This is a genomic window from Glutamicibacter sp. 0426 (assembly GCF_001906485.1).
GTDB lineage: Bacteria > Actinomycetota > Actinomycetes > Actinomycetales > Micrococcaceae > Glutamicibacter > Glutamicibacter nicotianae.
Map to the genome: position 1 here is coordinate 571313 of NZ_MPBI01000001.1, position 20324 is coordinate 591636.

Annotated in this window: 23 protein-coding genes and 1 riboswitch; of the genes, 19 read left to right on the forward strand and 4 right to left on the reverse strand. The window is 63.0% G+C overall.

The window, feature by feature from the left end; all coding sequences use genetic code 11:
- The 11 genes from fmt to hisF all read left to right on the forward strand — a co-directional run bounded on the left by fmt (position 1) and on the right by hisF (position 9745).
- Entirely contained in the window at positions 1–933 is a 933-nt protein-coding gene (fmt, locus tag BKX98_RS02730) for a methionyl-tRNA formyltransferase (RefSeq protein ID WP_073706065.1), read from the forward strand.
- Positions 930–2453: an RsmB/NOP family class I SAM-dependent RNA methyltransferase gene (locus BKX98_RS02735; protein ID WP_073706066.1), complete on the forward strand. Its 1524-nt coding sequence runs from the start codon at positions 930–932 to the stop codon at positions 2451–2453. The genes fmt and BKX98_RS02735 overlap by 4 nt, the downstream gene beginning before the upstream one ends.
- Before the next feature lie 28 nt (positions 2454–2481).
- Positions 2482–3144, forward strand: a complete 663-nt coding sequence (rpe, locus tag BKX98_RS02740; RefSeq protein ID WP_066138876.1) for a ribulose-phosphate 3-epimerase — start codon at positions 2482–2484, stop codon at positions 3142–3144.
- A gap of 41 nt (positions 3145–3185) precedes the next feature.
- Positions 3186–3323: riboswitch (FMN riboswitch) on the forward strand.
- Between the two features lie 115 nt (positions 3324–3438).
- Positions 3439–4140, forward strand: coding sequence for a nicotinamide riboside transporter PnuC (gene pnuC / locus BKX98_RS02745; protein ID WP_038991902.1), 702 nt, complete (start codon positions 3439–3441; stop codon positions 4138–4140).
- A gap of 13 nt (positions 4141–4153) precedes the next feature.
- Entirely contained in the window at positions 4154–5194 is a 1041-nt protein-coding gene (gene ribD, locus BKX98_RS02750; RefSeq protein WP_073706067.1) for a bifunctional diaminohydroxyphosphoribosylaminopyrimidine deaminase/5-amino-6-(5-phosphoribosylamino)uracil reductase RibD, read from the forward strand.
- Between the two features lie 34 nt (positions 5195–5228).
- On the forward strand, positions 5229–5852 hold the full coding sequence (locus BKX98_RS02755; RefSeq protein WP_038991814.1) for a riboflavin synthase: 624 nt from the start codon (positions 5229–5231) through the stop codon (positions 5850–5852).
- Positions 5852–7099: a bifunctional 3,4-dihydroxy-2-butanone-4-phosphate synthase/GTP cyclohydrolase II gene (locus BKX98_RS02760; RefSeq protein WP_066138870.1), complete on the forward strand. Its 1248-nt coding sequence runs from the start codon at positions 5852–5854 to the stop codon at positions 7097–7099. Before BKX98_RS02755 ends, BKX98_RS02760 begins: the two co-directional genes overlap by 1 nt.
- 35 nt (positions 7100–7134) lie before the next feature.
- Positions 7135–7626, forward strand: a complete 492-nt coding sequence (gene ribH / locus BKX98_RS02765; RefSeq protein WP_066138867.1) for a 6,7-dimethyl-8-ribityllumazine synthase — start codon at positions 7135–7137, stop codon at positions 7624–7626.
- A gap of 72 nt (positions 7627–7698) precedes the next feature.
- Complete coding sequence (locus BKX98_RS02770) at positions 7699–7962, forward strand: phosphoribosyl-ATP diphosphatase (protein ID WP_038991810.1); 264 nt, start codon at positions 7699–7701, stop codon at positions 7960–7962.
- Between the two features lie 142 nt (positions 7963–8104).
- Positions 8105–8953 carry an ATP phosphoribosyltransferase gene (hisG, locus tag BKX98_RS02775; RefSeq protein ID WP_038991809.1) on the forward strand — a complete coding sequence of 283 codons (849 nt, stop codon included), beginning with the start codon at positions 8105–8107 and terminating at the stop codon, positions 8951–8953.
- Between the two features lie 21 nt (positions 8954–8974).
- Positions 8975–9745 carry an imidazole glycerol phosphate synthase subunit HisF gene (gene hisF / locus BKX98_RS02780; RefSeq protein WP_073706068.1) on the forward strand — a complete coding sequence of 257 codons (771 nt, stop codon included), beginning with the start codon at positions 8975–8977 and terminating at the stop codon, positions 9743–9745.
- Between the two features lie 54 nt (positions 9746–9799).
- Here the strand turns inward: hisF and BKX98_RS16720 are convergent, their stop codons facing one another.
- The 4 genes from BKX98_RS16720 to BKX98_RS02790 all read right to left on the reverse strand — a co-directional run bounded on the left by BKX98_RS16720 (position 9800) and on the right by BKX98_RS02790 (position 12957).
- Positions 9800–10690 carry a hypothetical protein gene (locus BKX98_RS16720; RefSeq protein WP_143180998.1) on the reverse strand — a complete coding sequence of 297 codons (891 nt, stop codon included), beginning with the start codon at positions 10688–10690 and terminating at the stop codon, positions 9800–9802.
- 5 nt (positions 10691–10695) lie between these two features.
- Positions 10696–11334, reverse strand: coding sequence for a DUF6318 family protein (locus tag BKX98_RS16725; RefSeq protein WP_143180999.1), 639 nt, complete (start codon positions 11332–11334; stop codon positions 10696–10698).
- A gap of 568 nt (positions 11335–11902) precedes the next feature.
- A complete protein-coding gene (locus BKX98_RS16730; RefSeq protein WP_143181000.1) occupies positions 11903–12211 on the reverse strand; it encodes a hypothetical protein in 309 nt (102 codons plus the stop codon).
- Positions 12212–12315: 104 nt separating this feature from the next.
- A complete protein-coding gene (locus tag BKX98_RS02790; RefSeq protein ID WP_038991805.1) occupies positions 12316–12957 on the reverse strand; it encodes a TIGR03085 family metal-binding protein in 642 nt (213 codons plus the stop codon).
- Positions 12958–13091: 134 nt separating this feature from the next.
- Here BKX98_RS02790 and hisI point away from each other — a divergent pair, with 134 nt between their 5' ends.
- From hisI to lgt, 8 genes are all read left to right on the forward strand, one after another.
- On the forward strand, positions 13092–13493 hold the full coding sequence (gene hisI / locus BKX98_RS02795) for a phosphoribosyl-AMP cyclohydrolase (protein WP_038991804.1): 402 nt from the start codon (positions 13092–13094) through the stop codon (positions 13491–13493).
- 103 nt (positions 13494–13596) lie between these two features.
- Positions 13597–15168: an anthranilate synthase component I gene (locus BKX98_RS02800; protein WP_073706070.1), complete on the forward strand. Its 1572-nt coding sequence runs from the start codon at positions 13597–13599 to the stop codon at positions 15166–15168.
- Complete coding sequence (locus tag BKX98_RS02805) at positions 15165–15755, forward strand: Trp biosynthesis-associated membrane protein (RefSeq protein WP_066138853.1); 591 nt, start codon at positions 15165–15167, stop codon at positions 15753–15755. The genes BKX98_RS02800 and BKX98_RS02805 overlap by 4 nt, the downstream gene beginning before the upstream one ends.
- Before the next feature lie 158 nt (positions 15756–15913).
- Entirely contained in the window at positions 15914–16162 is a 249-nt protein-coding gene (locus BKX98_RS02810; protein WP_066138850.1) for an HGxxPAAW family protein, read from the forward strand.
- A 1-nt stretch (position 16163) separates the two neighbouring features.
- Positions 16164–16988, forward strand: a complete 825-nt coding sequence (gene trpC, locus BKX98_RS02815; protein ID WP_073706071.1) for an indole-3-glycerol phosphate synthase TrpC — start codon at positions 16164–16166, stop codon at positions 16986–16988.
- A gap of 110 nt (positions 16989–17098) precedes the next feature.
- Positions 17099–18430, forward strand: coding sequence for a tryptophan synthase subunit beta (gene trpB, locus BKX98_RS02820; RefSeq protein ID WP_038991799.1), 1332 nt, complete (start codon positions 17099–17101; stop codon positions 18428–18430).
- Positions 18431–19213: a tryptophan synthase subunit alpha gene (gene trpA, locus BKX98_RS02825; RefSeq protein WP_073706072.1), complete on the forward strand. Its 783-nt coding sequence runs from the start codon at positions 18431–18433 to the stop codon at positions 19211–19213.
- Positions 19213–20247: a prolipoprotein diacylglyceryl transferase gene (lgt, locus tag BKX98_RS02830; RefSeq protein WP_073706073.1), complete on the forward strand. Its 1035-nt coding sequence runs from the start codon at positions 19213–19215 to the stop codon at positions 20245–20247. Before trpA ends, lgt begins: the two co-directional genes overlap by 1 nt.
- The last annotated feature ends 77 nt before the right edge of the window (positions 20248–20324 follow it).

The following is a 20324-nucleotide window of genomic DNA, read 5'->3' on the forward strand; positions in this document are numbered from 1 at the left end:
ATGCGTATTTTGTTCGCCGGCACGCCACAGGTCGCTGTCACCTCCCTGGACTACCTGCACGAAGCCGGCTTTGAAATTGCCGCAGTGCTCACCCGTCCCGATGCTCCGTTGGGTCGAAAACGCGTATTGACCCCCTCGCCGGTCGCTGCCCGAGCCGAAGAACTTGGCCTGCCGATCATCAAGGCCGCCAAGATCACCGAAGAAACTACGGCTGAACTTGGGGCGTTGGACCTTGAAGCCGCGGCCATCGTCGCCTACGGGGGCCTAGTGCCAGAAGCGGCCTTGGCCGTCCCAACCCATGGTTGGATCAACCTGCACTTCTCGCTGTTGCCGCACTGGCGGGGCGCAGCTCCGGTGCAGCATTCCATTATCAACGGCGACGACATCACCGGCGCAGTCACCTTCCAGCTGGAAACCGGCCTTGATACCGGACCAGTCTTCGGGCAAGTCACCGAGAGCATCGGTGAGCTGGACACCGCAGGCATCATGCTCGAACGGCTCAGCCGTTCCGGGTCGACGCTGCTGGTGCAGACCCTGCAGGCATTGGCTTCAGGCCAGGCCGTTGCCGTTCCGCAGTCCGGATCGCACACCTACGCACCGAAGATTACCGACGTGGATGCGGAACTGGACTTCACCCGGACCGCCACCGAAATCCGCCGGCGCGCCCACGGAACCACTCCTGCCCCTGGTGCCTGGGTCAAGGTCGAGGACAAGCGTTTCAAGTTCGGCCCGCTGCGTGAGCACCGTGAGATCACCGACCTTGCACCGGGCGAAGTGCGCATCGAACCGGGAAAGCAGCCGAAGGTTTACATCGGCACCGCCACCTGGGCCTTGCAACCCACCGAAATCCAGCCTCCGGGCAAGAAAATGATGAACGCCAGCGACTGGGCACGAGGAGTGCTCACCCAGGGAACGGAAGTGAGCTTCGCATGAGCGGGCAGGAACCTCGCGGTGGACACCGCGATAACGTACGCCGCAACGAGCAGGGACGTACCCGCAACCGCGGCCAGTCCGGCCCGCGCAAGTATTCAGCAGCCGCACCCGGGCAGCGCAAGCGCGCGGCCGATCCGGCACGCCTGGTAGCTTTCAAGACCCTGCGCGAAGTATCCAGTGCGGATGCCTACGCCAACCTGGTGCTGCCGAAGATGATCCGCGAATACCAGCTCGACCGCCGCGACGCGGGCTTCGCCACCGAACTGGCCTACGGCGCCCTGCGTGGCCAGGGCTTCTACGACGCGATCCTGGCCACCTTGGTCGACCGCCCGCTGGCCGAGCTGGATCCGGCGATCCTCGATGCGCTGCGCCTGGGCGCCCACCAGCTGCTGGCTATGCGCGTGCCCAAGCACGCAGCGTTGGATGAAACCGTGTCGCTGGCCCGTGCGCAAATTGGCGCCGGCCCATCCGGCCTGATCAACGCGGTGCTGCGCCGCGTGTCCGCCCAGGAAGCCGCTGCATGGACCGAACAGCTGGGCAACGCCGCCGCATCGGATTCCGAGCGCCTGGCCATCGAGCACTCGCACCCGGACTGGATTGTCCGCGCCCTGCGTGGCGCACTGATCGCCCATGGCCGCGACGCGAGTGAACTTGAAGCCCTGCTGGAAGCGGACAACCTGGCCCCGGTGGTGAACCTCGTAGCCTTGCCCGGCCTGGGCGATCTGTCCGGAGCGCTGGAATCCGGCGCAGAGCGAGGCACCCTGCTCGCGGATTCTGCCACCTACAAGCACGGCGACGTCTCACGTGTACCTGGTGTCAAGGAAGGCACCGTGCGCGTCCAAGACGCCGGCAGCCAGGTCATGGCCCGCGCCCTGGCTGCTATCGAATTGCCCGAAGCCGGCGAAGACCGCTACTGGCTGGATATGTGCGCAGGTCCAGGCGGCAAGGCTGCACTGCTCGCGGCGATCGCCGTGCAGCGCGACGCCCGCCTGACCGCCAATGAGCCGGCCCCGCACCGTGCCCGGCTGGTCGAGAACTCCTTGGATGCTGTTCCGCATGACTACTGGATGGTCACCGGCGACGACGGACGCATCTTTGGCGGCGAGGATTATGCGGGGGACTACGACCGCATCATGGTCGACGCGCCATGCTCCGGACTGGGTGCACTGCGCCGCCGACCGGAATCACGCTGGCGAAAGGCACCACGGGACATCCCTGAGCTGACCAAATTGCAAGGCGAGCTGCTCGACGCCGCCTTCAACGCGGTACGCGTCGGAGGAGTCATCGGCTTCGTCACCTGTTCGCCGCATCAGGCGGAAACCCGCCTGGTTGTGGAAGACTTCTTGAAGCGTCACAAAAATGCTGCTCTGCTTGATACCAGCGCCGCCGTTTCCGCGGTGATGCATCAGGACGCCCCACCGGCAGGACACGCGCTGGCCGAGGGGAGCACCGTGCAATTGTGGCCCCATGTGCACGGCACCGATGCCATGTTCATGGCTATCCTGACCAAAAAAGCCTAGCCAAGCCCGAGTATTCCGAGGAGCATCCATGCCTAACGCGCGGATCAACCCGTCGATCCTGTCCGCAGACTTCGCCAACCTTGCCAGCGAGCTGGAACGCATCCACACCGCAGACGCGGTTCACGTGGATGTCATGGACAACCATTTCGTGCCCAACCTGACCCTCGGATTGCCGGTGGTTGATGCGCTGCGCAAGGTCAGCAAGCTGCCCATCGACGTGCACCTGATGATCGAGAACGCGGATCGCTGGGCGCCGGAATACGCGCAGCTCGGCGTGGACTCGGTAACTTTCCATGCCGAGGCATCGGCAGCCCCGATCCGCTTGGCCCGCGAACTGAGGTCGGCCGGCGCCAAGGCTTCCATGGCCCTGCGCCCGGCAACACCGATCGAACCCTACCTGGATATGCTCGGCGAGCTGGACATGGTCCTGCTGATGACCGTGGAACCAGGTTTCGGCGGGCAGAAGTTCCTGGATCTGGTCCTTCCGAAGATCAAGCGCGCCCGCGCAGCCATTGACGGCAGCGGCAAGCCGATTGCGCTGCAGGTCGATGGCGGCATTTCGCGCGACACGATCTTGCGTGCCGCCGAAGCCGGAGCGGATGTCTTCGTTGCCGGTTCCGCGGTGTACTCGGCAGAAGAGCCATCGGTGGAAATCGACGTATTACGCAATCTTGCGCTGGGTGGTCACTAGGACCACGCAAAGTGTGCCAGAATGTTTTCAGTAAACACGAATACGTGCTCCGGGGTCGGTGAAAGTCCGAACCGGCGGTCATAGTCCGCGACCCGCAACCAAAGCCACAAGCTGAGGGAACGGTTGAACTGGTGGAATTCCAGTACCGACAGTTAAAGTCTGGATGGGAGAAGCACGAATTTGATATGCCTTTTGGTACTGCCGGTAGCCCTCACAGGGGCTATCTTCTAAAGCAGAGCCACAGGCCCATCAAATGCACACCCCCGGAGCCGCCGCTTCGAGAAGGGTGGAATGATGGATTTCCTGCGGTGGCTCATTGAAGCTTTCAACTCACAAATTGCGATCGGCTCGTCGGCACTGCTGGTGCGCGAAGTCGTAGGCAATATCTTCGGCCTGGCCAGTGCCGTGGGCGGCATGCGACGCAAAGTCTGGGCCTGGCCCATTGGCATAGTCGGCAACCTCCTGCTGCTGACGGTCTTCTTGGGCAGCATTTTCGATACCGGCTACACAGCCAATCTCTGGGGCCAAGCAGGCCGCCAAATCATGTTCATTGCCGTATCGGTCTTCGGCTGGTACCGCTGGAAGCAGGCCAAGGACGGCACCGGCAGCGCGGTGACCCCGCAATGGGCGTCCGGCAAGACCCGACTGGGCCTGATTGCCGTGCTGATCCTCGGCACCGTCGCACTGACCCCGATCTTCCGCATGCTCGGATCCTATGAGCCGGTCTGGGCGGATGCCTGGACCTTCGTAGGCTCGTTGCTCGCAACCTACGGCATGGCCAAGGGCTGGGTGGAATTCTGGCTGATCTGGGTTGCCGTCGACGCAGTGGGCGTGCCCCTGCTGTTCTCCGCCGGATACTACGCCAGCGCCTTCATGTACCTGTTCTACGGCGCATTCACCCTGGTCGGCTTCTTCGTCTGGGCCAATTCCAAGCGCGGTGCCAAACCCCAGATCGAAACCGAAATGCTCGATCCGACTATTTCGCGCAAACGCTGAAAGGAATAGCACCATGATCACGACCCAGCAGCTCGACGCGGCATTGCGCACTGCGCTGGAAACCGCCGGTCGGGGCCACCGCGGAGCGAACCCGCTGGTCGGCGCCTGCGTTTTGGATGCAGAGGGAAATATCATTGCCACCGGTTTCCATATCGGTGCCGGGCACCCGCACGCCGAGATCGATGCACTGCGCCGACTGGGCAAGATGCCTGCGGCCAAGGCCCGCGAGCTGACGATGGTAGTAACCCTCGAACCATGCAACCACACCGGCCGAACCGGTCCCTGCGCCCAGGCCATTGTGGAAGCCGGCATTGGCCACGTGTACTACGCTGTCCCCGACAACACCGCCGCCAGCGGAGGCGCCGACTACCTGCGCAGCCACGGAACCCAGGCCACCCAGCTGGCTGATTCCTCCGCCGCGAAGCAGCTGAACCACCGCTGGTTCATCGCCAAGGAGGAGGGCCGGCCGTACATCACCGTCAAGATCGCGCAGTCGCTCGACGGCCGGATCAACGCACCGGACGGCACGAGCCAGTGGATCACGTCCACGGCGTCGCGCAATCACGCGCACGCCCTGCGCTCGCGAGTCGATGGCATCCTCGTCGGCACCAGCACCGCGATCATCGACAACCCGCGGTTGACCGCCCGAACCCCCGATGGCCAGTTGCAAGAGCACCAGCCCTTCCGGCTGGTCATGGGCGAGCGGGATCTGCCGGCTGATCTGGCGCTCGCCCAGGGTGATGACTGGGCGCAGGTCCGCAGCCACGACGTGCACGAGGTTATCGCCCGGGCCAATGAGCTGGGCCTGGCCCATTTGCTGGTTGAAGGCGGCGCCACAGTCGCCTCGGCCTTCATCGCAGCCGATCTGGCCGACGAGATCTACTGCTACCAGGCGCCGCTGCTGATCGGCGCAGGCAGCTCATCGGTCAACATGCCGAACACCACCACGCTTGCCGATGCGCGGCGCTTCCGGCTGGATTCGGCCAGCAACGAGTCTTTGACCAGGCTGGGCGACGACATTGCCCTGCATCTGGAACCGCTGCCCCGCGACTGATCGCCGGCAACCCCAAAATTTTCAAGGAGTAAACATGTTCACCGGAATTGTCACCGGCCAAGGCGTCATCGAAGGCATCGAGACCTTCACCGGCAAGGACCTGGCAGTATTGACCCTGCGCGCCCCGGGCCACACCGACAACCTGGGCCTGGGCGGCTCACTGGCCGTCAACGGGGTCTGCCTGACCGCCACCGAGATGGACGGGGAAAAGCTCAGCGTCGACGTCATGGGCGAAACCCTGCGCCGCACCACCATCGGCGCCCTGAAAACCGGCGACCAGGTCAACCTGGAACGCTGCACCCCAGCCGGCGGCCGGCTCGACGGACACGTGGTGCAGGGCCACGTGGACACCGTCGGCACGGTGCTGGCCCGCGAAGACCACGGCCAGTGGACCACCTTCCGCATCGGCATCGACGACGCGTACGCGCCGCTGACCGCCGAAAAGGGCTCCATTGCGCTGGACGGCATTTCGCTGACCATCACCGCGGTCTCCCCGGCAGCGGATGCCGGCAACCACTGGGTCGAGGTCGGCATCATCCCGATCACCCTGGCCGAAACCACCATGGGCACCCGCCAGGTGGGCGACAAGATCAATATTGAGGTCGACGTGCTCGCCAAGTATGTGGCACGCCTGAATGAATTCGGAGGCCAGCAGTAATGGCTACGTCAACGCTTGATTCCATCCCAACCGCGCTGGCGGCCCTTGCCGCGGGTCGTGCAGTTGTCGTTGTCGACGACGAAGACCGCGAGAACGAAGGCGACATCATCTTCGCCGCCCAGCACGCTACGGCCGAACTGATGGCCTTCACCATCCGCTACACCTCGGGGGTGATCTGCGTGCCGCTCGGCGCCCAACGTGCCGACGCGCTGCGCCTGGCTCCGATGGTCGGCATCAACCAGGACGCCAAGGGAACCGCCTTCACCGTCACCTGCGATGCCGCCGAAGGCATCACCACCGGCATTTCAGCCGCCGATCGTGCGCTGACCAGCCGCCTGCTGGCCGACCCGGACACCCAGCCGTCCCAGCTCTCCCGACCGGGCCACATCTTCCCGCTGCGCGCCGCAGCCGGGGGAGTGCTCGAACGCCGGGGCCACACCGAAGCAGCAGTGGACCTGTGCCAGGCCGCCGGGCTGGAACCGGTGGGCGTGATCGGCGAGATCACCAAGGACGACGGCGAAATGATGCGCCTGGATGACCTGCGGGTCTTCGCCGCCGAACACGACCTGCCACTGATCTCCATTGACGACCTGGCCCGCTGGCGCCGGGTCAATGACGAGATCGAGCTGACCGACCCGATCAAGCTGCCTACCGCCTTCGGGGACTTCACCGCCAGAGCAGCCACCGCAGAGAACCACGAGCACATCGTGCTCAGCCATGAAGGTCCCAATGGCGGCGCGCCGGGTAACCTGGTGCGCATCCATTCGGAATGCCTCACCGGGGACATCTTCGGCTCGTACCGTTGCGACTGCGGCGAACAGCTTCATGCATCGTTGGAAGCCATCGCCCGCGAAGGCGGCCACATCATCTACATCCGCGGGCATGAAGGCCGCGGCATCGGGCTGGCCAACAAGCTGCGCGCCTACGCGTTGCAGGAAGACGGCATGGACACCCTGGACGCCAACTTGCATCTGGGATTCCCGGCCGACGCCCGCGAATACTTCGCCGTCGCCGCAATTCTCAAGGCAATGGGCCTGGACGAGATCCGCTTGCTGAGCAACAATCCGGACAAGCAGCAACAACTGAACGACGCGGGAATCAAGGTGGCCGAGCTGGTCGGCCTGCAGATCGCGCCGCGCGAGCAGAACTCCGCCTACCTGCGGACCAAGCAGATTCGCTTCGGCCACCATCTGGACCTGCCCGATACCGACGATGACCAGCAATCCGACGCCTACCACGGCGCCTGAACACGACGAATCCAGAAGAACCAAGGAGCATCAAGATGAGCAAGCATGGCGCACCAACCGACGTCAGCGAACAGCTGGCCGCCCTGGCCAGTGACGAGAAGTTCTCCCAGCTCAAGGTGGCCATCGTAGCCGCCAGCTGGCACGAAGTGATCATGAACGGACTGATTGACGGTGCCCAGCGCGCCGCCAAGGACGCCGGCCTGGAATCCAGCACCACCCTGATTCGGGTACCGGGCACTTTCGAGTTGCCGGTCGCGGCTTCCACCCTCGCAGGGGACTACGACGCGGTCATCGCGCTGGGTGTGGTCATCCGCGGCGGAACCCCGCACTTCGACTATGTCTGCATGGCAGCGACCAATGGCTTAACCAATGTGAGTGTGGACACCAAAACCCCTATTGGTTTCGGCGTGCTCACCTGCGATAACGAAGAGCAGGCCCTGGACCGCGCTGGCTTGGAGAACTCCAGTGAGGACAAGGGCTATGAAGCCTACTCGGCTGCCGTCATGACAGTAGCCGCACTGCCTTAGCCGCGGGGCGGCCCTGTCACAAAGGGCCACCAGAATACGGCACCGGAAAAGAAAACAGCTAGGATAAGTTCCGTGAAAACTTTTGACGAGCTCTTCAGCGAACTATCGCTCAAGGCACAATCCCGCCCGGAAGGCTCACGTACCGTCACCGAACTCGACTCTGGTGTCCACGGCATCGGCAAGAAGATCGTCGAGGAAGCCGCCGAAGTTTGGATGGCTGCGGAGTACGAAACCGATGAGGCCGCGGCGGAGGAAATCTCCCAGTTGCTGTACCACCTGCAGGTTCTCATGATCGCCAAGGGCATGACCTTGGCCGACGTTTACAAGCATCTATAGCCGTCGCGCGACTGCGGCCTGATCCATTGCCGATCAGGCCGCAGTCAACGCACGGCGGCAGAAACAACGGCCAACGAATTAATCCTTGGCGCTTGTTTATGGCTAATCGCCGCAGCGCCATTCATGACGAAACGAGTCAAAAATGCTCCGCGTAGCCCTACCCAACAAGGGTGCCTTGTCCGAAATCGCTTCCACCATGTTCAAGGAAGCTGGCTACCTCCAGCGCCGCGATTCCCGCGAACTGGTCCTGGTCGACGAGGACAACCAAGTCGAATTCTTCTATCTGCGTCCCCGCGATATCGCTGTCTATGTCGGCCGCGGAATCCTAGACGTAGGCATCACCGGTCGCGACCTGTACCTCGATGCAGATGTCGACGACGCTGTCGAAGAGCAGCTCTCGCTGGGCATCGGCAAGTCGACCTTCCGCTTCGCTGCCCCGGTTGGCGCATTCAACGATGCCCAGCAGCTCAATGGCAAGCGCATTGCCACCAGCTACGACGTGCTGCTGCGCCACTACCTCGAGAAGTCCGGCATCGAAGCTTCAATCGTTCGCCTTGATGGCGCCATCGAGTCCTCGGTCCGCCTCGGCGTAGCCGATGCCATTGCCGACGTCGTTGAAACTGGCAACACCATCAAGGCCGCAGGCATGGAGATCTTCGGCGATCCGCTGCTGAACTCCGAAGCGGTCATGATTGGCCGTGTAGGGCACAAGCCATCTGGCCTGGATGTGCTGATCCGCCGCCTCAATGGCGTGCTCGTTGCTCGCCAGTACGTCATGCTCGACTACGACGTACGCCGCGAGTTGGCCGACAAGGCCTGCGCACTGACCCCAGGCCTGGAATCGCCAACCGTGTCGGACCTTGCCAACTCCGAGTGGGTCGCCGTGCGCGCCATGGTCAAGAAATCGCAGACGAACAACATCATGGACGAACTCTATGACGTTGGCGCACGTGCCATCTTGGTCAGCCAGATCCACGCCTGCCGCATCTAAGTAGACAAGGAAATTCCGCTGATGAGCGTTGCAATTCGTGTTATTCCTTGCCTCGACGTCGATGCCGGACGAGTCGTCAAGGGCGTCAACTTCGCGGGCCTTCGCGATGCTGGCGACCCAGTTGAGCTTGCCCGCCGCTACAATGACGCAGGTGCCGACGAGCTGACCTTCCTCGATGTCACCGCATCGAGTTCGGACCGTGAAACCACCTACGAAGTGGTCCGTCACACCGCAGAAGAAGTCTTCATCCCGCTGACCGTGGGCGGTGGCGTCCGCACTGCTGAAGACGTCGATCGGCTGCTACGCAACGGTGCCGACAAAGCCTCGATCAATACCGCGGCGGTGAACCGTCCCGAGGTCATCAACGAGATCACCCAGCGCTTCGGCTCCCAGGTGCTCGTGCTGTCCCTGGACGCGCGCCGCACCGATGATCCGTCGATCGCATCGGGCTACGAGGTCACTACCCATGGCGGTCGTACGGGCACCGGCATGTGCGCCGTAGCCTGGGCGAAGGAAGCTGCCGAACGAGGCGTGGGGGAGATCCTGCTGAACTCGATCGATGCTGATGGCACGAAGGATGGTTTCGATCTGGAAATGATCCGTGCGGTTCGCGCTGAGGTCTCGGTTCCGCTGATCGCTTCTGGCGGCGCGGGAAAGCCTGAGGACTTCCCTCCAGCGATCGAAGCGGGTGCCGACGCAGTATTGGCAGCCTCGATTTTCCACTTCGGACCGAAGGACATGATCGCCACGGTTAAGCAAGCGATCCGCGAAGCTGGTTACCCAGTTCGCTAGGATCCAAGCATGAGGCCCAGCACCACAAGGTGCTGGGCCTCATGCTGTACTTGGCTAATCGTTGGCAATGAGCTCCTTCTCAGTGCGCCAAACGTCGATTTCAATCGGTGTGCTTGCGACGGCGGCTTGACCGGGGATAGCTTGCCACGGACCGCCATCGAGGCTGAATTCTCCCCGGTAGAGAGTAATGACTCCTACCTTGAACTTGCCAGTCTCACCATAAGAATGACTTGTGGGGGTCTCATCTCTCAATGTATGGTTCGGCGCTGGTTCACCAGGGAAATTTAGATTCCGAGTGGTACCGTCGCCATAGTTCCAATTCCATTGAATTGGTATCGCCTTTATACGTGCCAAACTCTGCCCTATCTCCAAGTCGAAATATTGAACTTGGCTTGTTGCCCAGATATGAGTATGACCATTTCGCAAGGAAAAGTTTGCAGGAGAACTACTGATATCCGAAGCAACAATTGGAAATGATCGGAATTGTTCGAGCGTTACCGTGACGGATTCCTTGTTAATTTCCTCTATTCTTTGATCCTTCGGATCTTCTGGGCAAACTCGGAAAGAATCCACTATGTTGCCTTTGTTATCTCCTTCCACCACTAAAATTTGACGAATTATAGGGTAGGAACCGTCGTCGCAGACTCTTAGATCTGGGTTTGAACGGCATTCCATAAAGGAATCATTTGTAGGGTTGCATGAATCAAAATCACGGTAATCGTATTTAGGCCCCTGACGCTTTTCCTTGATCGGTTGTTTATCTCGATGGTATCCGCTGTCTTTGTCCTTCTTGGGGCAAAGTGACCATTTCACTCTTACATCCGTCTGACCGAGTGATTCTTTCTTTTGGCAAGGTATGAGATTCAACTGTTGCTCTGTTACCTGTACGGAATTAATTGAGGTAAAGAGTAAAAGTGAGGCTATGGTCAGTCGAAAATAAAGCATGAAAATTATTCTTCTTCTACAAGCAAATCTTCAACTGACCAGGACGAGTCAAATGACAACTGAAAAGTCGACAGAGTTGTTTTTACTTCTGAGTACTCCGCGACTACAGAATCAGGCTCTAAATACGTTTTGAAGGGTTCTGCAGAGAATCTAGCGGTGACGATGGCCTTTCCCGGCGCAGAAATATAAGAGTCGATCACTGATGCTTTGTATTCGCCGCCAACTTGCCATTCGCCTACGGAGGCACTCTCGTCAGCCGAGTCGATAATCGCTTCGGCGCATAATTTGCAACCGCGGGAAGTCACGTTCTTAATCGGATCGGTTTTAGTTGTTTCGACCGTGTAATTGATGAGGTCGAAGTAATAATTGGTGAATGCTGCTGCGCCTTCTTCTGAGTTTATTTTGGCGGCGGACGGTAGCTTTGGAATCGGAACGTTTTCCGCTGGCCCCTTCGCTGTGGCGGGTCTGTATTTATCAGACTCGCTCGGAGGAGGGGTAGTTGTCGGTGGACTCGATGCTGAAGGTGATGTGGAATTTTTAGCCGTTGATTCGGATGCTCCTTCGGTGTTCCCTGTGCTGCAGCCTGACAGTGCGAGTGCAACTGCAGCAACCGACGCGATAACTGCAACTTTCCGAGATTCCATCCGAACTCTCCATGATCATCGGGAATGCGAGGTTGTGCGCAATCCTATGCCCGTGTTTCAAGAAAGTGGAGAGTTTTCGATGAATCTGTGGAAAACCTGCCACAGCCTATTTCAGATCCTCTGTGAACTTCCGCCACTATTGATACGGCTCATACGTGCAGAGAGCAACCTCCTGGCCATCGGCTGCCGGCATGGCGTCAGCGTAGAACTTAGCAGTGTAACTGGTTCGAATGAATCCAGGCTCAAGTGTCGCGCCGTGTTGCTGAACGTGGATTATCAAGCGAGACGTCAGAGACTTTCCACCCGGTGTCGGTATATTCAAGTCCTACGGTGATCTCACCCAGATTTTGTTCTTCGAAGAATATGACTTCCTGATCTGGTCGTAGCAGGGAGCGTGGGGACAAGGTGAGCTCTCCCATCAGGTAGGCCTGGTTTCCGTCGAACTGGACGATGTAGTCCGTGCGGAGATAGTGGTAGCCACCGATCTGGCTGTCTTCTGGCCCTTTTCTCAGTTCGTCTTGATCTTGGAACGTTTTCCAGCATTGCTCCAATTCGCATTTGCCAGTAACTATCGGCGCGAAATCGGCGGGGGAGCGATAGAGGATTTCGTAATCGAGAAATCGGAAGAAGCGCCGTGCAGCTTCGAGCGCCCGTAATCCGATTTTTCATACAGAAGGCTTGCCGAGTCTGGAGGCTCCGGTTCGCTGGGTGGCGTCGCCTCTGCGGTGCAAGAACCGGTCGTCGATGAAGCCGAAGATTCGGCTTCGGCCGGTGCAACGGACACGATCAGCGCTGATGCCAGGGCGACCAGGACGAAAGCGGGGACTGCAGCGATAGCAGCACTAGAGTAACGGCGAACAATTTTCTGGGTGTTCATGTTCAAGCTCCGAAGCCGTTGGATATCGATTGCTCGAAATCCTAGGCCGGTGCGAAGCGAACATTGATGGCCCACCCACGAATGTGGATAAACGGGAGGGAGTGCTACAGCCCCGGCTTGAATCCCTTGACGATTTCCAAAGCGGTTTCGCCGCCCTCGAACAAGACCAGGCTCTGGTCGATGCGGCCGAACGAGTACATCATCAGTTCGGTCACCGGTCCGGTAATGGACACAGCGTTCGGCGCCTTCTTGGCAACATGGCGCTGGCCATCGGGACGCGTGAGAATAATGCCGATGGGCGCGTGGCGAAACAGCAGCCGGGACATGCGGGTCAGCGACTGCCAGAGCAGTTCTGTGTATTCCTTGTCCAGCACCCGCGGAGCCCATTGGCCGCGGGCCCGGCGAACATCCTCGGTATGGATGAAGAACTCCGAGAGGTTCGCCGACTGGTTGACCTTGTCGATGGCGAATGGCGAGAACGCGGGCGGACCCGAGCGGAAGCTGCGGACCAATTTCGCGTAGCCTTCCGGGGTCTGCGCCGCGACCACCATCTGGTTCAGTTTCGCTTCAAGCTTCTTGGAAAGCGGCTTGAAGAACGTACCAGCGGAAAGCAGCGAGCTTTCGCGCAACACGAGGTGCGCGGCGAGATGGCGGGTTTGCCAACCGTCGCAAAGGGTGTCGGCGGTAGGTCCTGCCGCAAGCAGGGTCTCGGCCAACGCAAGTCTGGAAGCCTGAACTAAGTGCATCACTTCTGAAACTAGCACGCTGCAACTGACTAATTGTGCAAGGCGAGAGAGGTGTCGCCCAGTCGGCATGGCGCGTCGACGAGCGGTACGTCACAGGTCTCAGGATTCCGCGGAAAACCAGTATGCTAATGGGGATGCCTACTTCTAACGACGGCTCGATTCCGAGCCCTGAATCCCACAGCCTCGACCCGGAGATCGCCTCTCGCCTCAAGCGCGATGCCAATGGCCTGTTTGCCGCCATCGCGCAGCAGTACGATTCCGGTAAGGTCTTGATGCTCGGCTGGATGGACGATGAAGCGCTGCACCGCACGCTGACCACCGGCCGGGTCACCTTCTATTCGCGTTCCCGCCAGGAGTACTGGCGCAAGGGCGACACCTCCGGCCACTACCAGTTCGTGAAGTCCGTGGCCCTGGACTGCGACGGCGACGCGCTGCTCGTCCAGGTCGACCAGGTGGGCGCCGCTTGCCACACCGGCACCGAATCCTGCTTCACCGATCGCGAATTGCCGGCCGTGGTGGGCCACCGTCCCGAGTAGGACTGCCGACGCACCGGCACCAGCAGCAGGCGGGCGCCGCGAATTCCGCACCCAGCTGCGCGTTGCCGCACCGGCTCGAAGAACACGTAGAAGAAGAACATTGATGAAAACCCTTGGCAAGATTTCCCCGTCCCGCGAGTCCTTCCGCGCCATGGCCGCGAACCGCCGCGTCATCCCGGTCACCATCACCGTGCTGGCCGACTCGCTCACGCCGATCGGCCTGTATCGCACGCTGGCACAGGGGCGGCCCGGAACCTTCCTGATGGAGTCGGCGGCCCCGGGCGGCGTCTGGAGCCGCTACTCGTTCATCGGGGTGAACTCTCCGGCCACGCTGAGTACCCGCGGGGGTGAAGCCTACTGGCAGGGGCACGCTCCTGACGGCCTGCCCACCGGCGGGGCGGGCGTGGAGGTGCTGCGCGACACCGTGCGTGCGCTGAAAACCGAACCGGTTCCCGGCATGCCTCCGCTGACCGGCGGCATGGTCGGCTTCATCGGCTGGGAATGCGTGCGCCATTGGGAGAAGCTGCCGAACCCTCCGGCGGACGACCTGAACCTGCCGGAGCTGAGCATGAACCTGGTCGCCGACATGGCGGCCCATGATGCGGCCGAGGGCACGGTCACGCTGATCGCCAACGCCATCAACTTCGATGGCAGCGACGAGAACGTCGATGCGGCCTACGACAGCGCCGTCGCCCGCCTGCAGGCGATGCTCGACCAGCTCGCGGTGCCGGTGGATTCGGCCGCGGCGGTGCTCACCGGCACCGATGTGCCGCGCGAAACCCTGATGGACGCAGTCACCCATTCCTGGGACGAGAACGAATACCTGGCGGCGCTGGCCAAGTCCAAGACCGCGATCGTGGACGGAGAGGTCTTCCAGATTGTCGTTTCGCGCCGCTTCGAGCTGGAAACCCAGGCCGACGCGCTGGATGTCTACCGGGTGCTGCGCGCAACCAATCCGAGCCCGTACATGTACCTGTTCAACTTCGTCAACGAGGACGGCGAACGCTTCGAGATCGTCGGCTCCTCGCCAGAAGCGCTGGTCACGGTGAACGACTCGCACGTGGTCACGCACCCGATCGCTGGCTCCCGGCCGCGCGGGGCCAACTACGAGGACGACCAGCTGCATGAGAAGTCGCTGGTCAACGACGAGAAGGAACGCGCCGAGCACCTGATGCTCGTGGATCTCTCGCGCAACGACCTTTCGCGGGTGTGCAAGGCCGGCACCGTGGAAGTCACCCAGTTCATGGAGGTCGAGCGCTTCAGCCACATCATGCACCTGGTCTCCAACGTGGTCGGCAAGACCCGCGACGACGTGGACGCCTACGACGTGCTCGCCGCGACCTTCCCGGCCGGCACGCTCTCCGGAGCGCCGAAGCCCCGCGCCCTGCAGCTGCTCGACGAGTACGAGCCGTACCGCCGCGGCATCTATGGCGGCGTGGTCGGCTACCTGGACTTCGCCGGCGACATGGACATGGCCATCGCCATCCGCTCCGCCCTGCTCAAGGGGGATCGCGCCTACGTGCAGGCCGGCGGCGGCATCGTGAACGACTCGAAGTTCGCCGACGAGGCACTGGAAACCGTGAACAAGGCGGCCGCCCCGCTGCGCGCCGTCTGGGCCGCGCAGTCCATGCGTGCCGCCCACACCATCAACACCGAATCAGGTGAAGCGAAGTGAAGAAATTGACCAGCGCCCGCAGCCTTGCACTTTTCGGCCTGGCCGGCGCACTGATCGGCCTCTGGTCGGCCACCCGGACCTGGATCACCGTTGATGTGGCCTCCAGCTCCGTGCAGATCCCGCAGATTGTCGTTGACGGGGCGACCGCGGCCGCCTCGGTCACCGCGGTCTGCGTGGTGGTGCTGGCCGGTTCGCTGGCGCTGCTGATCGCCGGGAAGATCGCCCGCTACATCATCGCGGCGATCTGCCTGCTCGCCGGCGCCACGGTGATCACCGCCGGCATTGGCGCGCTGCGCGACCCGCAGGCCGTGGCCTCCACCGCCGTGGCCGAAGCCACCGGCCTGGCCCAGAACGCCGGCGAGTACGCGCTCACCGCGTGGCCGGCGGTAGCGGTGATTGCTGGCGTGCTGATCGTGCTGCAGGCGGTGCTGGTGCTTGTCTTTGCCGGACGCTGGCCCGCGAAGGCCAGCAAGTACGACCGGCAAGCGGCCAAGGCCAGCGTGGAGCCCAAGGACCAGTCCTCGCGCAATATCGCCAGCTGGGAGCAGCTCTCGCAGGGCGAAGACCCGACCGCTGGCGGGAAATAGCCCAGGGCCGAGCGTGATTCGCACCACCGGCGCGCAACGAAGGCCCCTGGAATAGGAGGTTCTCGCGCGCAGGTGGCAGAATGGAACCTGAAGACCAACGTCCTTCGGCAGCAACGCCCTGCCGGGGCGCAGAATCACAACATGAGGAGACATCGAACATGTCGCAGAACACCGAGATCGATCCGGTTTACACCGAAGAGATTGGCCACGGCAACTCCATCGCAGCGTGGGCCTGCGTGCTGACCATGATTGTCGGTGCAATCGTGGCAGGGATCGCCTTCGCCTACCTCGCCTGGTCCATCGTCTGGGTCGGTTGCGGCATCGTCGTAGTCGGCCTGCTGCTGGGCTGGATCCTGAAGGCAGCCGGTTTCGGCGTCGGTGGCGCTCGCAGTGGAGCATCGCACTAAATTGACTGTTCTTGATGACATCATCGCGGGCGTCCGGGAAGACCTGGGCGCCCGTCGCGCAATCACCAGCCTGGAAGCGATCAAGCAGGCAGCGGCGGCAACCGCCCCTGCACGTGATGCGTTCGCCGCGCTGGGCGGCCACACCGATCAGGCCGCCCGCGACACCACGCTGCGTGTAATCTCCGAGGTAAAGCGCAAGTCCCCGTCCAAGGGCGCGCTGGCCGACATACCGGAGCCCGCCGTCCTGGCCGCCGAGTACGAAGCCGGCGGCGCCTCGGTGATTTCCGTGCTGACCGAAGCGCGCCGCTTCGGCGGTTCGCTCCAGGATCTCGATGCGGTGCGCGCCGCCGTGCAGATCCCGGTGCTGCGCAAGGATTTCACGGTCGACGAGTACCAGATCTATGAAGCCCGCGCGCACGGCGCTGACCTCGTGTTGCTCATTGTTGCGGCGCTGAATGATGAATTGCTGGCATCTTTCCTAGAATTGACTCACCAGCTGGGAATGAACGCCCTGGTGGAAACCCACACCGAGGAAGAGATCGCCCGCGCCATCAAGGCCGGGGCGAAGATCATCGGCGTGAATGTGCGCAACCTGAAGACGCTGGACGTCGATCCGGCCACCTTCGGCAAGCTCGCACCGCTGCTGCCGTCCGAGGCGGTGATCGTCGCCGAATCCGGTGTGGAATCCACCGAGCAGGTTGCCCAGTACGGTGCGGCCGGCGCCGACGCGATCCTCGTGGGCGAGGCGCTGGTGAAGCACGCCGATCCGCGCGCTTCGGTCGCCGCGTTCATCCAGGCCGGCACCGACGCCAAGCCGCAGCGCTAGCCGCGCACGGCAGCGTCGGACGCAGAATTGCATTTCGTGCCCCGCAGGAGCTTCCGGCGGGGCACGAGACTTACCACGAATCAAGCTTCGTACGAGAAAAGAGGGAATCGATGAGCACTCCGGAGAACTCCGAGCACAGCCAGTCGATCGATGCACAGTCGCTGAGGCACGCAAGCGGCCCGTACTTCGGAGCGTATGGCGGACGATGGATGCCCGAGTCCCTCATGGCCGCCATGGACGAGCTGAACGAGACCTTCGAGGCGGCCAAGAACGACCCCGAGTTCATCGCGCAGGTCAAGGACCTGAACAAGAACTACTCCGGACGCCCCTCGCTGCTTACCGAAGCCAAGCGCTTCTCCGAGCAGTACTGCGGAGGGGTGCGGATCTTCCTCAAGCGCGAGGACCTGAACCACACCGGCAGCCACAAGATCAACAACGTGCTCGGCCAGGCGCTGCTGGCCAAGCGCATGGGCAAGACCCGCATCATCGCGGAGACCGGCGCCGGCCAGCACGGCGTCGCCTCGGCCACCGCCGCGGCCCTGATGGGCCTGGAGTGCGTGGTCTACATGGGCGCCGAGGACACCCGCCGCCAGGCGCTGAACGTGGCGCGCATGCGCCTGCTCGGCGCCACCGTGATCCCGGTGACCGTCGGCTCCCAGACGCTGAAGGACGCGATCAACGAGGCGCTGCGCGACTGGGTCGCCAACGTCGAGACCACCCACTACCTGCTGGGCACCGCCGCCGGCGGCGCGCCGTTCCCGGCGATGGTCCGCTACTTCCACGAGGTCATCGGCGACGAGGCGCGCGAGCAGATCCTGGCCCAGGCCGGGCGCCTGCCCGACGCCGTGACCGCATGCATCGGCGGCGGCTCCAATGCGATCGGCATCTTCCACGGGTTCCTCGACGACCCGTCGGTCGAGATCTACGGATTCGAGGCTGGCGGCGACGGCGTGGACACCGACCGCCACGCCGCGACCATCACCCTGGGCCGCCCGGGCGTGCTGCACGGCGCGAAGAGCTACCTGATGCAGGACGAGGACGGGCAGACCGTCGAGTCGCACTCGATCTCCGCCGGTCTGGACTACCCGGGCGTCGGCCCGGAGCACGCCTACCTGGCCGACATCGGCCGCGTCACCTACGAGCCGGTCACCGACACCGAGGCGATGGACGCGTTCAAGGCGCTGTGCCGCACCGAGGGCATTCTGCCGGCGATCGAGTCCGCGCACGCGCTGGCCGGCACCATCCGGTTGGCCGCCCGCAAGATCGCCGAGGGCGCTGTGCCGCAGGAGACGATCATCATCGCGAACCTCTCCGGCCGCGGGGACAAGGACGTGGGCACCGCCGCCGCCTGGTTCAACATGATCGACGAAAAGGACGCCGAGGCCGAAATCAGCGCGGCCAACGCGCAGAACTCCGGCTCGCAGAACTCCGAGGAGAAGTAGATGACCCGCGTGACCAGCGCCCAGAAGATCGCCGCAGCCCGCGCCGAGGGCCGTCCGGCCCTCATCGGCTACCTGCCTGCCGGCTACCCGGACGTCGCCACCAGCATCGAGGCCGCCGTGGCGCTGGCCGAGAACGGCGTGGATGTCATCGAGATCGGCATCCCGTACTCCGACCCGGTCATGGACGGCCAGGTCATCCAGGAAGCCACCGTGCAGGCGCTGGCGAACGGCTTCAAGGTCCCGCAGATCTTCGAGATCGTGCGCGGGATCACCGAACGCACCGACGCGGCCGTGATGGTCATGACCTACTGGAACCCGGTGCTGCGCCTGGGCGTGGACGAATTCGCCCGGCGCTTCGCAGAGGCCGGCGGGGCCGGGCTGATCACCCCCGACCTGGTGCCCGATGAGGCCGCCGAGTGGATGGAAGCCAGCGAGAGGCACGGCCTGGAGCGCGTGTTCCTCATCGCGCCGTCCTCGGCCGAAGCCCGCGTGCAGCGCACGGTCGACGCCTCTTCCGGGTTCGTCTACTGCGTGTCGCTGATGGGCGTCACCGGCGCCCGTTCCGAGGTGTCCTCCGCCGCGCAGGCAGTGGTCGACGCCGCCCACAACGCCGGCGCCGAGAACGCCTGCGTGGGCCTGGGCGTCTCGCGCCGAGAGCATGTGGAAGAAATCGGCGCCTACGCGGACGGCGTGATCGTCGGCACCGCGCTGGTCGCCGCTTTGCGCAACGGGGGAGTGCCGGCAGTCGGCGCCCTGGCCGCCGAACTGAGCGGACGCGCCTGATGGCTTTCGCCATGCAGCTGGCCCTGGCCCTGCCGGCTTCGATCCCGTCTCCGCCGCCGGAGTTCTCGAAGATCTCGCTGGGCCCGCTGACCATCCACGCCTACGCGCTGTGCATCCTCGCGGGCATCCTGATCGCGCTGTGGCTGACCAACAAGCGGCTTTCCGCCCGCGGCGGGAACTCCGACATGCTCTGGGACATCGCGATCTGGACGATCCCCTTCGGCATCGTCGGCGGACGCCTCTACCATGTGCTGATCACCGACCCGATGTACTACTTCGGGCTCGGCGGGCAGAGTGCGCATCTGGCTGAGATCCCGCAGATCTGGCTCGGCGGGCTGGGCATCATGGGCGCGGTGTCGCTCGGCGCGCTCGGAGCCTGGATCGGCTGCCGGAGGGCCGGCATCCGGCTTTCTGCATTCGTCGACGCCGCCGTGCCCGGCCTGCTGCTGGCGCAGGCGGCCGGACGCTGGGGCAACTGGTTCAACCAGGAGCTCTTCGGTGCGCCGACCGACCTGCCGTGGGGCCTGGAGATCGACCCGGACAGCTACAACTTCCCGGCCGGGCTGCCCGCGGACACGCTTTTCCACCCGACCTTCCTGTACGAGTCGCTGTGGAACGTGCTCGGCGCCTTCGTGCTGATCGCGCTGGATCGGAAGTTCAGGCTGCGCCGTGGTGCGCTGTTCTGCTGCTACATGATCTGGTACGGGATCGGCCGCACCTTCACCGAATCGCTGCGCCTGGATGCGGCCGAGGTCATCGCCATCGGGCCGCTGGCCCTGCGCGTGCACCAGTGGCTGGCGATCGGCATGGTCATCGCCGGCATCCTCGCGCTGATCCTGGTCCTCGGCAAGCTGCGCGGCCAGCAGGCCGATGCGTTCTACCTGCCAGGAACGGCGCCCGCGCTGGCCCCGGCAGAAGGCGGCAAGCCAGCGGAAGGCACCGGTGCCCAGGACACGTCCGAATCGGGAACCACGTCCGAATCGGAAACCGCGTCCGAAAAGGGAACCGGCGCTGATCCGCAGAACGAGAAGTAGCGGCAGCGAATCCATAGCCCCATTGCGGTGGCCGGCAAGCATTCATGCTTGCCGGCCACCGCTGGTTTAACCCGTCC